The organism is Kitasatospora sp. NPDC090091, from assembly GCF_044747365.1.
Classification (GTDB): domain Bacteria; phylum Actinomycetota; class Actinomycetes; order Streptomycetales; family Streptomycetaceae; genus Kitasatospora.
Genome location: NZ_JBIVDY010000001.1, coordinates 323,354 through 337,331 on the forward strand (window position 1 = coordinate 323,354; position 13,978 = coordinate 337,331).

At 74.3% G+C, this 13,978-nt stretch carries 18 protein-coding genes; 16 read left to right on the plus strand and 2 right to left on the minus strand.

What is annotated here, in order from left to right:
- Positions 1–73: 73 nt before the first annotated feature.
- A complete protein-coding gene (locus ACIPSC_RS01430) occupies positions 74–715 on the minus strand; it encodes a TIGR03085 family metal-binding protein (RefSeq protein ID WP_400822150.1) in 642 nt (213 codons plus the stop codon).
- A 28-nt stretch (positions 716–743) separates the two neighbouring features.
- The gene (locus tag ACIPSC_RS01435) at positions 744–1,328 is read right to left on the minus strand and encodes a hypothetical protein (protein WP_400822152.1); all 585 of its coding nucleotides are present in this window, start codon (positions 1,326–1,328) and stop codon (positions 744–746) included.
- Between the two features lie 168 nt (positions 1,329–1,496).
- On the opposite strand from ACIPSC_RS01435, the gene ACIPSC_RS01440 reads away from it, so the two are divergent.
- The 16 genes from ACIPSC_RS01440 to ACIPSC_RS01515 all read left to right on the plus strand — a co-directional run bounded on the left by ACIPSC_RS01440 (position 1,497) and on the right by ACIPSC_RS01515 (position 13,708).
- Positions 1,497–1,970 (plus strand): hypothetical protein, encoded by a 474-nt coding sequence (locus tag ACIPSC_RS01440; protein ID WP_400822154.1) that lies wholly within the window; start codon positions 1,497–1,499, stop codon positions 1,968–1,970.
- A gap of 67 nt (positions 1,971–2,037) precedes the next feature.
- Positions 2,038–2,418 (plus strand): phosphoribosyl-AMP cyclohydrolase, encoded by a 381-nt coding sequence (hisI, locus tag ACIPSC_RS01445; protein ID WP_313763292.1) that lies wholly within the window; start codon positions 2,038–2,040, stop codon positions 2,416–2,418.
- A gap of 94 nt (positions 2,419–2,512) precedes the next feature.
- Entirely contained in the window at positions 2,513–4,033 is a 1,521-nt protein-coding gene (locus ACIPSC_RS01450) for an anthranilate synthase component I (RefSeq protein WP_400822156.1), read from the plus strand.
- 36 nt (positions 4,034–4,069) lie between these two features.
- Positions 4,070–4,633 carry a Uma2 family endonuclease gene (locus ACIPSC_RS01455; RefSeq protein ID WP_400822157.1) on the plus strand — a complete coding sequence of 188 codons (564 nt, stop codon included), beginning with the start codon at positions 4,070–4,072 and terminating at the stop codon, positions 4,631–4,633.
- 50 nt (positions 4,634–4,683) lie between these two features.
- The gene (locus ACIPSC_RS01460; protein WP_400822158.1) at positions 4,684–5,310 is read left to right on the plus strand and encodes a TIGR02234 family membrane protein; all 627 of its coding nucleotides are present in this window, start codon (positions 4,684–4,686) and stop codon (positions 5,308–5,310) included.
- 144 nt (positions 5,311–5,454) lie between these two features.
- The gene (locus tag ACIPSC_RS01465) at positions 5,455–5,700 is read left to right on the plus strand and encodes an HGxxPAAW family protein (RefSeq protein ID WP_400822160.1); all 246 of its coding nucleotides are present in this window, start codon (positions 5,455–5,457) and stop codon (positions 5,698–5,700) included.
- Positions 5,701–5,825: 125 nt separating this feature from the next.
- The gene (locus ACIPSC_RS01470) at positions 5,826–6,275 is read left to right on the plus strand and encodes a DUF2752 domain-containing protein (RefSeq protein WP_400822478.1); all 450 of its coding nucleotides are present in this window, start codon (positions 5,826–5,828) and stop codon (positions 6,273–6,275) included.
- 304 nt (positions 6,276–6,579) lie between these two features.
- On the plus strand, positions 6,580–7,386 hold the full coding sequence (trpC, locus tag ACIPSC_RS01475; protein ID WP_400822161.1) for an indole-3-glycerol phosphate synthase TrpC: 807 nt from the start codon (positions 6,580–6,582) through the stop codon (positions 7,384–7,386).
- A 10-nt stretch (positions 7,387–7,396) separates the two neighbouring features.
- Positions 7,397–7,546 (plus strand): tryptophan biosynthesis modulator TrpM, encoded by a 150-nt coding sequence (gene trpM, locus ACIPSC_RS01480; RefSeq protein WP_374209046.1) that lies wholly within the window; start codon positions 7,397–7,399, stop codon positions 7,544–7,546.
- Between the two features lie 48 nt (positions 7,547–7,594).
- Positions 7,595–8,845: a tryptophan synthase subunit beta gene (gene trpB / locus ACIPSC_RS01485; RefSeq protein ID WP_400822162.1), complete on the plus strand. Its 1,251-nt coding sequence runs from the start codon at positions 7,595–7,597 to the stop codon at positions 8,843–8,845.
- Positions 8,846–8,847: 2 nt separating this feature from the next.
- Positions 8,848–9,657 carry a tryptophan synthase subunit alpha gene (gene trpA, locus ACIPSC_RS01490; protein WP_400822164.1) on the plus strand — a complete coding sequence of 270 codons (810 nt, stop codon included), beginning with the start codon at positions 8,848–8,850 and terminating at the stop codon, positions 9,655–9,657.
- Positions 9,658–9,856: 199 nt separating this feature from the next.
- On the plus strand, positions 9,857–10,114 hold the full coding sequence (locus tag ACIPSC_RS01495; RefSeq protein ID WP_400822166.1) for a hypothetical protein: 258 nt from the start codon (positions 9,857–9,859) through the stop codon (positions 10,112–10,114).
- A 101-nt stretch (positions 10,115–10,215) separates the two neighbouring features.
- Entirely contained in the window at positions 10,216–10,719 is a 504-nt protein-coding gene (locus ACIPSC_RS01500; RefSeq protein WP_400822167.1) for a MauE/DoxX family redox-associated membrane protein, read from the plus strand.
- A 72-nt stretch (positions 10,720–10,791) separates the two neighbouring features.
- Positions 10,792–11,655: a DsbA family protein gene (locus ACIPSC_RS01505; protein WP_400822168.1), complete on the plus strand. Its 864-nt coding sequence runs from the start codon at positions 10,792–10,794 to the stop codon at positions 11,653–11,655.
- 152 nt (positions 11,656–11,807) lie between these two features.
- Entirely contained in the window at positions 11,808–12,824 is a 1,017-nt protein-coding gene (gene lgt / locus ACIPSC_RS01510; protein WP_400822170.1) for a prolipoprotein diacylglyceryl transferase, read from the plus strand.
- Positions 12,825–12,976: 152 nt separating this feature from the next.
- A complete protein-coding gene (locus ACIPSC_RS01515) occupies positions 12,977–13,708 on the plus strand; it encodes a VIT1/CCC1 transporter family protein (RefSeq protein WP_238741465.1) in 732 nt (243 codons plus the stop codon).
- Positions 13,709–13,978: the final 270 nt, after the last annotated feature.

Below are 13,978 nucleotides of genomic sequence, written 5' to 3' on the forward strand. Positions count from 1 at the left end.
GAGGCGGCCCCTAGCGAGTCTGCACTCCGCCACTGACATCCGCAGCCGGACACGCGCCGGCCGGGCCCACCCGCTACTGCGGCAGCGGCAGGACGTGCCGCAGTGCGGTGACCGCGTCCGGCGGGCCGTCCACGGCCAGCTCGGTGCGCTCGCCGCGGCCGTAGACGAACAGCACCAGCTCGCCCGGCTCGCCGGTGATCCGCACCATCGGCGCCCCGGCCGGGCCGACCGTCAGGCTCTGCCCCTCCGGGCGGCTCAGCTCCAGCCGGACCGGGGAGCGGCGGCCCGCCTCCATCCGGGCCAGCAGCGGCAGCCGGCGCCAGAGCGCGTCGGCCCGCCCGGGCGGCACCGGCTGCGGCGTCCACTTCTCGCCGGCCCGGCGGACGTCCTCCGCGTGCACGAAGTACTCGACGGTGTTGGCGGCCTCGTCGGCGCCGGGCAGGGCGAACGGCGAGAGCACCGGCGGGCCGGAGCGGAACAGCCGCAGCAGCTCCTCGTACGGGCGTTCGGCGTACCCGGACTGCACCCGGTGCGTGTGGCCGGCGAGGGCGCCGACCCGGATCCCCGCCGCAGCGTCCGGCCGCCGCTCCCGGACGACGAGATGGGCGGCGAGGTCCCGGGTGGACCACCCGGCACAGAGGGTGGGCGCGTCCGGCCCGGCGGCGGCCAGCAGCTCGGCCAACCGGTGGCGCTCGGCGAGGGCGTGGTTCGACATGGTGTCAGCGTAGGGCGTCCTCACCGCGTCACTTGAGGTGCCCGGTGAGTTTGGGGGTGCCCGGGCGGGTGCCGGAGGTGAGCGAGCAGGTGTAGTCCCGCCAGCCCTGCTGGTACTGCGCCATCGGCGGCCCGATCGGCAGGGTGTAGAATGTCCCGCCGCCCTGGCGGGCCTCGGCCGCGGCCAGCGACTCCTTGCAGCCGTCCCGGACGGCCTTGTTCAGCTGGGTCTCGGTCAGCCCGTCCGGCAGCAGGAGGTCGGCGACGACCTCGCCGTCGTGCTCCCCCTCGCAGGGGCGGGCCTCCGGCTTGGTGACGGTCTTGGTCTGCTGAGGGTGGTCGAAGCACGTCCCGACCGGGAAGAAGGTGTACGGCACCACCCTGCTCGGCGTCGGCGTGGGCGTGGGGGTCGGGGTGGGCGTCGGGGACGGCGTGGCCGTGGCGGGGGAGGGCGGCGGCGGGAGCGGGGCCGACTCCTTCTCCGGCCAGAGCATGACCGTGGCCACCACCGCGAGCAGCGCGGCCAGCACCGCGGCGACGGCGAGGACCAGGCCCCGCGGCGGGCGTGCGGCGGGCTCGGGCGGCTGCGCGGGGGTCGGCTGCTCGGAGGTCATGGCCACGAGGATGGCCCACCGCGGCCCCTCCCGGCAGGCGGTTGGCACAACTCGTACGAGCAGACCGCAGCGGGCCGGGGCGGAGCGGAGGAGGCCGTGCGGCGCCGGGCGGGGCCGGTGCGGTCGGATAGGCTCGCCCCGGCACGACACGATCCCAGGAGTATGCGGATGCGCGTCGGAATCACCGGTCACCGGGGCCTGTCGGGAGGCATCACCGAGATGCTGGTCCGCGGGGACCTCTGGCGGCTCGTCACCACCTTCGGCCCGTACGAGCTGGTCGGCGTCACCTGCGCCGACGAGGGCCCGGAGAGCTGGTTCGCCCGGTCGGTGCTGGAGCACGGCGGCAAGGTGGAGGTCATCGTCCCCGCGGGGGCGTCCGTCGTCGGCCGCGCCGGCGACCGGCACCGCGCCACCCGGCTGCAGCTGATGAACGAGGCCAACGCCGTCCACCGGCTGGCCCCGGTCGAGCACGGGGGCCTCGGCCACGACACCGGCCGGGCCCTGGTCGGCATGATCGACGAGCTGATCGCGGTCTGGGACGGCGAGCCCGGCAGCGAGCCCGCCCGGGTCGCCGAACTGGCGCAGCAGGCTGGGTTGTTCGTCCACCGCATCTGGCCCGAAGGCTGCGAACGCCCGCATTGAGAGGGCTCTCGGGATCGGGTGGCGGACGGCGCACGTGTGCGCAGGGCCGGGCTGACACAATGGGCGCATGTCCACCACCCCCACCACGCCCGCCGCTCCCGGCTCCACCGCGCTGGCCCCCGAGATCGCCGCCCGGCTCAAGCGCACCCCGGACGGACTGCTCCCGGCCATCGCGCAGCAGCACGACACCGGCGAGGTGCTGATGCTCGGCTGGATGGACGACGAGGCGCTGCACCGCACCCTCACCACCGGCCGCTGCACCTACTGGAGCCGCAGCCGCCGGGAGTACTGGGTCAAGGGCGACACCTCGGGCCACGCCCAGCGGGTCGTCTCGGTCGCGCTGGACTGCGACGGCGACACCCTGCTGGTCAAGGTGGACCAGACCGGGGCCGCCTGCCACACCGGCGACCGCACCTGCTTCGACGCCGACGTGCTCCCGCTCGGCTGATCCCGCCGGCCGCCGCGCTGCAGCGCCGCAGCGCCGCCCGCTCCACCGCCGAACGCCGCCAGAAGCCGACCACGACCAGAAGGTGCCGCCCGCCATGGATCTCGAAGCCTTCCGCAAGCTCGCCGCCGACACCCGGGTCATCCCGGTCACCCGCAGGCTCCTCGCGGACGGGCTCACCCCGATCGGCCTCTACCGCAGCCTCGCCGCCGAGCGCCCCGGCACCTTCCTGCTGGAGTCCGCCGAGCAGGGCCGCAGCTGGTCCCGGTACTCCTTCGTCGGCGTGCGCAGCGCCGCGGTGCTCACCGCCGACCCGGAGGGGAACGCCCGGTGGCTCGGCACCCCGCCGGTGGGCATCCCCACCACGGGCGACCCGCTCCAGGTGCTGCGCGCCGCGCTGGAGGCGCTGCACACCCCGCGCCACACCGACGACGGCCTGCCCCCGCTCACCGGCGGCCTGGTCGGCTACCTCGGCTACGACGTCGTCCGCCGGCTGGAGAAGCTGCCCGACCTCAACCCGGACGACCTCAAGCTCCCCGAGCTGACCATGCTGCTGGCCACCGACCTCGCCGTGCTGGACCACGCCGACGGCACGGTGCTGCTGATCGCCAACGCCGTCAACCACAACGACCTGTCGAGCGGCGTGGACGAGGCCTACGCGGACGCCGTGGCCCGGCTCGACGCGATGGAGACCGACCTGCTCAAGCCGGTCGACCCGGGCCTGGCCACCTTCACCCCCTCCGGCCCCGGCGAGGTCCGCTCGCCGTTCGGCGGGGCGCCCTACCGGGCGGCCGTGGAGGAGGTCAAGGAACGGATCCGGGCCGGGGAGGCCTTCCAGGTGGTGCCCTCGCAGCGGTTCGAGGCGCCCTGCCCGGCCTCGGCGCTGGACGTCTACCGGGTGCTGCGCACCACCAACCCGAGCCCGTACATGTACCTCTTCCGCTTCCCCGGCGCGGACGGCGGAGCCGAGGGCGGCTTCGACGTGGTCGGCTCCAGCCCGGAGGCGCTGGTCAAGGTCACCGAGGGCGAGGCGATGCTGCACCCGATCGCCGGCACCCGGCACCGCGGCGCCACCCCGCACGAGGACGCGGAGCTGGCCGCCGAGCTGCTCGCCGACCCGAAGGAGCGGGCCGAGCACCTGATGCTGGTCGACCTCGGCCGCAACGACCTCGGCCGGGTCTGCGCGCCGGGCAGCGTCGAGGTGGTCGACTTCATGCAGATCGAGCGCTACAGCCACGTCATGCACATCGTCTCGACCGTCACCGGCCGGGTGGCGCCCGGCCGGACCGCTTTCGACGTGCTGACCGCATGCTTCCCGGCCGGCACCCTCTCCGGCGCGCCGAAGCCGCGGGCGATGCGCATCATCGAGGAGCTGGAGCCCACCCGCCGGGGCCTGTACGGCGGCTGCGTCGGCTACCTGGACTTCGCCGGGGACTCCGACACCGCGATCGCCATCCGCACCGCCGTGCTGCGCGACGGCACCGCCTACGTCCAGGCGGGCGCGGGCGTGGTCGCCGACTCCGACCCGCACGGCGAGGACACCGAGTGCCGCAACAAGGCGGCGGCCGTCCTGCGGGCGGTGGCCACCGCGAATACGCTGCGCACGCCGGAGGTGTGAGCCGCGCCGGTGCGGTGCGGCGGCGAGGAGGCGGGCATGTCGGACCAGCAGGACGCCGGATCGGCCTGGGACGCCCTCGCGGGTGTGCGCCTCCCGCGCGGGTACCGGGTGGAGATCACCGCGGGGAAGATCACCATGACCCCGCGCGGCCAGGGGCACTGGGAGGTCGCCCTCGGGGCGGCGGCCCAGGTCGAGCAGCAGCTCGCGGGGCACGGCACCGTGCTCACCGGTGAGGTCGTGGACTTCCCGTCCCCGCGGTACGGGTACGCGCCCGACCTCGCGGTGATCGCGCCGGGGGCGCGGCCCACGGCCGGCGGGCGGTACCGCTCGGACGACCTCCGGGCGGTGCTGGAGGTCGTCCCCCGGACCCAGCAGGACGGCGACTTCGTCCGCAAGCAGCGCTACCTCGCCGAGTGCGGCGTGCCGCTGTACGTGGTGGTGGACCCGGAGGAGGCGGCCTGCACCGTGCACAGCCACCCGGAGCCCCCCGGCGCCTACCGGGAGGCCGAGCGGGTGCCCTTCGGCAACGACGTCTTCCTGCCGCTGGCGGAACGCACCCTCGTGCTGTCGACCGACGGCTTCGCGCCCGACCCGCGGTAGGTCCCCGACCCGGGGTGGGGGCGGGGCGTGCGGTCGGGGATAGTGGACGGGTGAGCGTTCCTGAGCAGTCCCGTACCGAAGCCGCCCCCGCCGCCCCCGCGAAGGCCGGGCGGCGCACGCTCGGCCTGATGCTGCTGCTGACCCTGCTGGGCGTGGTGCTGGTGCTGACGGCCGTCGGCCGGGTCTGGGCCGAGGGCCGGGTGGCCGGGGCGGCCGCCGGGACGCTGGAGGTCTCCGTCACCGGCAGCCGGATCTCCGAGCTGCCGGGCGGGCTGGCGCTGGTGGCGCTGGCGGCGGCGGTCGCGGTCTTCGCGGTCCGCGGCGCAGGCCGGATCGCGGTCGGCGCGCTGACGCTGCTGGCCGGCCTCGGCGCCGCCGCGGCGGCCGCGGCCGGGGCGGGCGACACCGCCTCGCTGGACTCCGAGGCGGCCCGCAAGCTGGCCCTGTCGGGCACCGCCGCCACCGACGTCGCCCACACCGCCTGGCCGTGGGTGGCGCTGGTCGGCGGGCTGCTGCTGGCGCTGGCCGGGCTGCTCACCGCGCGGTACGGGCGGGGCTGGCCGGCCATGGGCAGCCGGTACGACGCGCCGACCCGCAAGGCCCCGGCGAAGGCGGCCGAGTCGCCGGCCGACCTGTGGAAGGCCCTGGACCGCGGCGAGGACCCCACCGCGGTCTGACCGCCGGTGACCGGGCCGGATGTGACCTGATAGACGAGCACCCCCTTTGGGGTGCCGGTGTGTGGCCCGGCACAATGGAACACGTCAACCCGCCAGGGGCCCGCAGGCCCGGCCGGGCCCCGAGAGCCTAGGAGCACCATTCAGATGGCAGCAGCAGCACACGGCCACACCCCCGCCGCCTGGACCGGCGTGACCATCACCTTCATCGGTTTCGCGATCGCGGGCGTCGCCATGATCCTCCCGTCGGTGCTGCTGGTCTGGGCCGGCCTGGCGGTCGTCCTGCTCGGCGGCGTGGTCGGCAAGGCCATGGCGATGGCGGGCATGGGCAAGCAGCCGAGCCAGCACCTCATGACCGTCGAGGAGCACCAGGCCGCGCTCGCCGCCGCCTGATCCGAACGGGCCTTCGGGCCCGAGGCACGACGGCGGGCGCCACGCCCGCCGTTTCGCTTTTCCCGGCGGCCCGCTGCGCCCCGCCCGCTGTGTCACGGTGTCCGGCGCCGCGCCGGGCGGGCAGAATCAGGGGCGTGAACGCCGCCCCCACCGCCTCCGCCCGGCCGCCGGTCCTGCGCCGGCTGGGCGTGCCGCTGGCCGCCCTCGCCGCGGTGGCCGTCCCCACCACCTACATCGCCCTGGTGGACCCGAACGCCCCCGGCCACTACCCGATCTGTCCGTTCCTGGCCGCCACCGGCTGGTGGTGCCCGGGCTGCGGCGGACTGCGCTGCGTCCACGCGCTGGTCCACGGGGACCTCAGCGGCGCGCTGCACGACAACGCGCCCGCGGTGCTGCTGTTCGCGGTGCTGTCCGTGCTCTGGGTGCGCTGGGTCTGGGCCGCGGCGACCGGCGGACCGGCGCCCCGGCTCGCGCTCGGCGTCCGGCGCTGGGTGCTGGTCGCCCTCCTGCTGCTGGTCTTCACGGTGGTCCGGAATCTGCCGATCGGGGCCGGTCTGGCACCCCCGCTGGTCTGAAACCACGGGCGGCGGGGACGGCGAATCCCCAGCTGGGAGGCGCCCTGTGGCCGTCCGGGGGAGCGTCCGAACCGCGAGACGCGCGCCGGGCGGATGCGCCCCGCGCCCCCCGGTGCCGATACCATCGAAGGGCCGGAGGCCCGACTGGCTGTCCGGCTTTCCGCCAGAACGACTGGCAGACCAACGATGGGGGCGCTCTCGTGTGCAAGCGGAGCCTGGGGATCCCCTCGGCCGGAGGCCGGGGGAGAACCGATCACAGCGGCGCGTCGCGTCCAGCGCCCGCCGAGCGGAGCGAGGTGGGTGCATGAGTGTCCTCGACACGATCATCGAGGGAGTCCGTGAGGACCTCGCCGAGCGGCAGGCCCGGGTCTCCCTGGACGAGCTCAAGGAGCTCGCCGCCAAGGCCCCGGACGCCAAGGACGGCGTCGCGGCCCTGAAGGGCGACGGGGTCCGGGTGATCTGCGAGGTCAAGCGTTCCAGCCCGTCCAAGGGCGCGCTGGCCGCGATCGCCGATCCGGCCGCCCTGGCGGCCGACTACGCGGCCGGCGGTGCCGCCGCGATCAGCGTCCTGACCGAGCAGCGCCGCTTCGGCGGGTCGCTGGCCGACCTGGACGCCGTCCGCGCCGCGGTGGACACCCCGCTGCTGCGCAAGGACTTCATCGTCACCGCGTACCAGCTCTGGGAGGCCCGCGCCCACGGCGCCGACCTCGCGCTGCTGATCGTCGCGGCCCTCGACCAGCCGGCCCTGGTGTCGCTGATCGAGCGCGCCGAGTCGATCGGCCTCACCCCGCTGGTCGAGGTGCACGACGAGGAGGAGATCAAGCGCGCGGTGGACGCCGGCGCGAAGATCATCGGCGTCAACGCCCGCAACCTCAAGACCCTGGAGGTCGACCGGAACACCTTCGGCAACGTCGTCCACGCGATCCCGGACGGCATCGTCAAGGTCGCCGAGTCCGGCGTGCGCGGCCCGCTGGACGTGATCTCCTACGCCAACCTGGGGGCCGACGCGGTCCTGGTCGGCGAGTCCCTGGTGACCGGCAGCGACCCGCGCGCCGCGGTGGCCGACCTGGTCGCGGCCGGCGCCCACCCCGCCATCCGGCACAAGGACTGATCCCGCCGCCGTGAAACTCGCCTCCCGTCTCGCCCCCGGCTGCCGCCCGCGCGGCTGCCGCGCGCCCGCACGCCGTGTGCTGGGCAGGCGGGTGCGCTACGTGATCGGCTGCGAGCCCGGGCAGGTGCCGGGCCGTCGATGGCGCAGGACGTACGGCTGATCCAGCCGTTCCGACGTCCACTGTCGTCATCTTCGAGAAGGACCCACCATGTCCGAGAAGGACCACCTGTCCGGCGCCGACGTGCCGGACGCCCGCGGCTACTTCGGCGCCTACGGGGGCCGCTTCATCCCGGAGGCGCTGGTCGCCGCCGTGGAGCAGGTCGCCGAGGAGTACGAGAAGGCCAAGGCCGACCCGGCCTTCGCCGCCGAGCTGGACGGGCTGCTGCGCGACTACACCGGCCGCCCCAGCCCGCTGACCGACGTGCACCGGTTCTCCGCCGAGGCGGGCGGAGCCCGCGTCCTACTCAAGCGCGAGGACCTCAACCACACCGGCTCGCACAAGATCAACAACGTGCTGGGCCAGGCGCTGCTGACCCGGCGGATGGGCAAGACCCGGATCATCGCCGAGACCGGCGCCGGCCAGCACGGGGTGGCCACCGCCACCGCCTGCGCGCTGTTCGGCTTCGACTGCACCATCTACATGGGCGAGGTCGACACCCAGCGCCAGGCGCTGAACGTCGCCCGGATGCGGATGCTCGGTGCCGAGGTGGTGTCGGTCAAGTCCGGCAGCCGCACCCTCAAGGACGCCATCAACGAGGCGTTCCGCGACTGGGTCGCCAACGTGGACTCCACCCACTACCTGTTCGGCACCGTGGCCGGCCCGCACCCGTTCCCGATGATGGTGCGCGACTTCCACCGGGTGATCGGCGTGGAGGCCCGGCAGCAGGTGCTGGACCGCACCGGCCGGCTGCCCGACGCCGTCGTCGCCTGCGTCGGCGGCGGCTCCAACGCGATGGGCATCTTCCACGAGTTCATCCCGGACGCCGGCGTGCGCCTGATCGGCTGCGAGGCGGCCGGCGAGGGCGCCGAGACCCCCAGGCACGCCGCCACCCTCACCAAGGGCGACCCGGGCGTGCTGCACGGCTCGCGCACCTACGTCCTGCAGGACGAGGACGGCCAGACCATCGAGTCGCACTCCATCTCGGCCGGCCTCGACTACCCGGGCGTCGGCCCGGAGCACGCCTGGCTGAAGGACACCGGGCGGGCCGAGTACCGCCCGGTCACCGACGACGCCGCGATGCAGGCGCTGCGGCTGCTGTCCCGCACCGAGGGCATCATCCCGGCCATCGAGAGCGCCCACGCGCTGGCCGGCGCCCTGGAGCTGGGCCGCGAGCTCGGTCCGGAGGCCACCATCCTGGTCTCGCTCTCCGGGCGCGGCGACAAGGACATGCACACCGCGGCCGAGTACTTCGGCCTGTACGACGAGCCGGCCGGCGACGCGGCCCGCGGGGGTAAGTGACCATGGCATCGAAGCTCAGTGACATCCTCGCCGGCGCCAAGGCGGAGGGCCGCGCCGCGCTGATCGGCTACCTGCCGGCCGGCTTCCCGAGCGTGGACGGCGGCGTGCGGGCGGTCAACGCGCTGATCGAGGGCGGCTGCGACGTCGTCGAGGTCGGCCTGCCGCACTCCGACCCGGTCCTGGACGGTCCGACCATCCAGACCGCCGACGACATCGCGCTGCGCGGCGGCGTCCGGATCAAGGACGTGCTGCGCACCGTCCAGGAGGTCGCCGCGGCCCACCCCGCGGCCGCCGTGCTGGTGATGACCTACTGGAACCCGGTCGAGCGCTACGGCACCGCGCGCTTCGCCGCCGACCTGGCCGCGGCCGGCGGCGCGGGCTGCATCCTGCCGGACCTGCCGGTGGAGGAGTCCGAGGAGTGGCGCAAGGCGGCGGACGAGCACGGGCTGGACACCGTGTTCGTGGTCGCCCCCAGCAGCAAGGACGGGCGGCTCGCCGAGGTCACCGCGGCCGGCTCCGGCTTCGTCTACGCGGCCGCGGTGATGGGCGTGACCGGCTCCCGGGCCCAGGTCGGCGACCTCGCCGAGGACCTGGTCGCCCGCACCCGGGCCACCACCGACCTGCCGGTCTGCGTCGGTCTCGGCGTCTCGACGGCGGACCAGGCGGCCCAGGTGGCCGGCTTCGCCGACGGTGTGATCGTCGGCTCGGCCTTCGTCCAGCGGATCCTGGACGCCGACGGCGACGAGCAGTCCGCGCTCGCCGCGGTGCGGACGCTGGCCGGCGAGCTGGCGGAGGGCGTCCGCCGCCGCTGACCGGACCTGCCCGACGGCCCGTCGCCCCCTCGCGGGGCGGCGGGCCGTCGGCGTTGCGGGGGCGTTCCGGGCCGAACGGAACCCGAACGAGTGAACAGCGACGGGTAGACGCATCAGCGGTGGTTGACCGGCGTTGAGTGGAGGGACGAGTGCACGAACGACGTGTGCGAGGGCGGGAACGAACGGAAGGGGTCGGCCGGTGCCGGGTCTCCAGCGAGCCGTGCTGCTGCGGGCGGCCGCGGCCGTCCTGGCCCTGAGCGCCGCCGTGGGGGCGGACGCCGTGGTCGGCCAGGCGCTGGCCAGGCGGGGTGCGGAGCGGGCCGAGCGGGACGCCTACGTCTGCGCCGAGGCGGCCCGGGAGGACGCGGTGGCCCGGGCCGCGCGCGCGGCGCACGACGGGCGGCGGGACCTCCTCGGCCCGGGGTGGCCGGCGGGCTGCGACCCGAACGCCCGCTAGAACGGATTCGGACAGAACGTCATCAGACGTCACCCGTCCGGCTTAATTCCTGAATATGGAGGAACCGCCCTTCATCTCTTACGGTTCATCAGGAAGTGAACGTGTTTCCCGAGGGGGGTTTCCCGATGGCGGCCGGCCGGCTGGCGCAGTGGAGCGGAACGGCGTGGGTCAGCACGGCCGCCCGGCTCGGCCTGGCGGTGGTGTGGGGGTGGGCCGGGCTGGCCAAGACCGCCGACCCGGCCGAAGCCGCGCAGGCCGTCCGCGCGTACGAGATCCTGCCCGAGTCCCTGGTCAAGCCGGTCGGCTACGCCCTGCCGTTCCTGGAGCTGGCACTCGCGCTGCTGCTGCTGATCGGCCTCGGCGTCCGCCTGGTCGCGATCGTCTCGGCGGTGCTGCTGCTCGCCTTCATCGCCGGGATCGCCTCCGCCTGGGCGCGCGGCATCTCGATCGACTGCGGCTGCTTCGGCGGCGGCGGGACGGTGGACGCGTCGAAGACCGAGTACCTGCAGGAGATCCTGCGCGACACCGGGTTCCTGCTGCTCGCCGGGTGGCTGATCCGGTACCCCCGCACCAGGTTCTCGGCGGACGAATGGCTGGCGAGCTGACCGGCCGGCGCACCACCGCACCCCACACCCGACCCCGACCCGGACCAGGCCCCGATTGTGAATGTCAAGGCAATGAGCGAGAAGAACCGAGAAGGCAAGCGCACCGCCCGCGAGCGGATGCTGGCGGAACGGGCGGCCGATGAGGCCCGCGCCAAGCGCAAGAAGAAGCTGGTGGTCGGCGGGGTGGTGCTGGCCGTGATCGCCGCCGCCGTGATCACCGGCGTCGTGGTGCAGAACGAGCGCTCCAAGCCCGAGACCCCCACCGCCGCGCCCGCCGGCACGATCGGCGACAAGAACCTGGTCATCCCGGTCGGCGCGGCCGACGCGCCCTCCGTGCTCACCGTCTACGAGGACCCGCGCTGCCCCGCCTGCGGCAGCTTCGAGCGCGAGTTCTCCCCGACGGTCGACCAGCTGGAGGACGCGGGCAAGATCAGCACCCAGTACCACATCGTCTCGTTCATCGACCGGGCCGTGCCGGGCAAGGGCTCGAAGACCGCCGCCAACGCGCTGGCCTGCGCCCAGGACGCCGGGCACTTCCGCGACTACCACGACGTGCTCTACCGCAACCAGCCGGACGAGACCAACGACGCCTTCGGTGACAAGGCCGTCCTGATCAGCCTCGCCAAGCAGGTCGACGGGCTGGTCACGCCCGCCTTCGAGGCCTGCGTCAACGAGAACAAGTACGGCGGCTGGGTCTCCGCGGTGCAGCAGGACTTCGACAAGTCCAGCTTCAAGTCCACCCCGACGGTGCTGCTCAACGGGCAGCCGGTCTACCCGAAGAACGGCAACCAGGAGGTCACCCCGCAGAACCTGGTGGAGGCGGTGGACGCCGCCAACCAGGGCAAGACGCTGGGCAGCACCGGCTCGCACGGCCAGTCCCCGGCGCCGACCAGCACCGCCTCGGAGCCCAACAACCCCTCGCCGAAGGCCGGCTGAGCCCGGGCCCGGCGCACCGGCCGGCCGCCGCCCCCTCCCCGTCCGGAGGGGGCGGCGGCGTGCCGTCACCATGTTGTTCGGGATCTGTGAGCCGATCTGTGACCCGCGGGGTGTCCAGGCCGGGCCGCCGACCCTGTAGCGTCGGAGCTGCCATGGATATCGCCTACATTCCCAGCCCGTCTCGGGGCGTCCTGTACCTCGGACCGATCCCGCTGCGCGCCTATGCCTTCTGCATCATCCTCGGTGTCGTCGTGGCCGTCTGGCTCGGCAGCAAGCGCTGGGTCGCCCGGGGCGGTGGCAAGCACACGGTCGGTGACATCGCCGTCTGGGCCGTGCCGTTCGGCCTGGTCGGCGGCCGGCTTTACCACGTGATCACCGACCACCAGCTCTACTTCGCCGAGGGCAAGAACCCCTGGAACGCCTTCAAGATCTGGGAGGGCGGCCTCGGCATCTGGGGCGCGATCGCGTTCGGCGCGGTCGGCGCCTGGATCGGCTGCCGCCGCCACGGCGTGGCGCTGCCCGCCTACGCCGACGCGATCGCCCCGGGCATCGCGCTGGCCCAGGCGCTCGGCCGCTGGGGCAACTGGTTCAACCAGGAGCTGTACGGCCGGGCGACCACCCTGCCGTGGGGCCTGGAGATCAACAAGACGCTGCCGAACGGCGAGGTCGTCACCGGGACCTACCACCCGACGTTCCTCTACGAGTCGCTCTGGTGCGTCGGCGTGGCGCTGCTGGTGATCTGGGCGGACCGCCGCTTCACCCTCGGCCACGGCCGGGCCTTCGCGCTGTACGTGGCCGCCTACACGGTCGGCCGGTTCTGGACCGAGTGGCTGCGGATCGACGAGGCGCACCACATCCTGGGCCTGCGGCTCAACGACTGGGTGGCGATCGCGGTCTTCCTCGGCGCCGTCGCCTACTTCGTGATCGTCGGCCGGAAGCGCCCCGGCCGGGAGGACCCGGCCACCCTCGACCCCTCGGCGCACGGTCCGGAGGGGGCCGGAACGGCGCCCGCCGACGGCCCGGCCGACGAGGAGCCGGCGAAGCCGTCCGCCCCGGCGGCCGGGAAGCCCGCCGCCGAGTCCGGCTCCGAACCCGGCTCCGAGCGCACCTCCGAGCCGACCGACGCGGCGGCCGACCGCGCCGACAAGGACGCCAAGAACCTCACCTGACCTGGGACGATCCCGCCTTCCGGCCGCCCCCGCGAACCTCGCGGAGGGCGGCCGGAGCGCTGTTCGGACAGCCTTACTTTGCTGGAAATGCCCAGGTCAGACGGTCTACGTTCGACGCAGAAGAATCGAACGGGAGGGGAAAGACCGTGAGCGTGACCACCCTGGAGCCCGAGGCCGGGAACCACCCCCGCATCCCCGCCGCGGGGCATCACCGCGACGTGAACGGCGGCTGGCTGCGGCCGGCCGTGTTCGGGGCGATGGACGGGCTGGTCTCCAACTTCGCGCTGATGACCGGCGTGGTGGGAGGCGCGGTGTCCAGTGGCACCGTGGTGCTGACCGGCCTGGCCGGCCTGGCGGCCGGGGCCTGCTCGATGGCGGCGGGGGAGTACACCTCGGTGGCCTCGCAGCGCGAGCTGGTGCAGGCCGAGATCGAGGCCGAGCGGCTGGAGCTGAGCCGCAACCCGCACGGCGAGCTGGCCGAGCTGGCCCAGCTGTACATCGCCCGCGGCGTGGAGCCGGAGCTCGCCCACGAGGTGGCCCGGCAGCTGTCCGCCGACCCGGACCAGACGCTGGAGATCCACGCCCGGGAGGAGCTGGGAATCGACCCCAACGACCTGCCGTCGCCGTGGGTGGCGGCCGGCTCGTCGTTCGTCTGCTTCGCGGTGGGCGCGCTGCTGCCGCTGCTGCCGTACCTGCTGGGGGCGACCACGCTGCTGCCGGCCCTGCTGCTCTCGGTGGCCGGCCTGTTCGCCTGCGGCGCGGTGGTGGCCCGGGTGACGGCCCGCAGCTGGTGGTTCAGCGGGCTGCGGCAGCTGGTGCTGGGCGGGACGGCGGCCGGGGTGACGTACCTGCTCGGGTGGCTGATCGGCGGACACGTGGGCTGACCTGCGCGGCGGGCTGCGGTCGGCGGCCTGCACGAACCGGCGGCCCCCGGGCTCGTGGGATGGTACAGACGTCTGCATGGTTATGCTGCGCAGCGCGTGACGTTCCGCACATGGAGTGCGCGCGTCACCTGGCCTAGTCTCACTATCCGGGCTCGGGGGCCGCTGATTCGCATCCCGGGGACCGATTCCGGGAGTGGATTCGCAGGCGGCCTTGATCGGCTTCCGTAGCCGGGGGATTTCGCCCCTGTTTCGGGCCGCCGACCGCCGGGC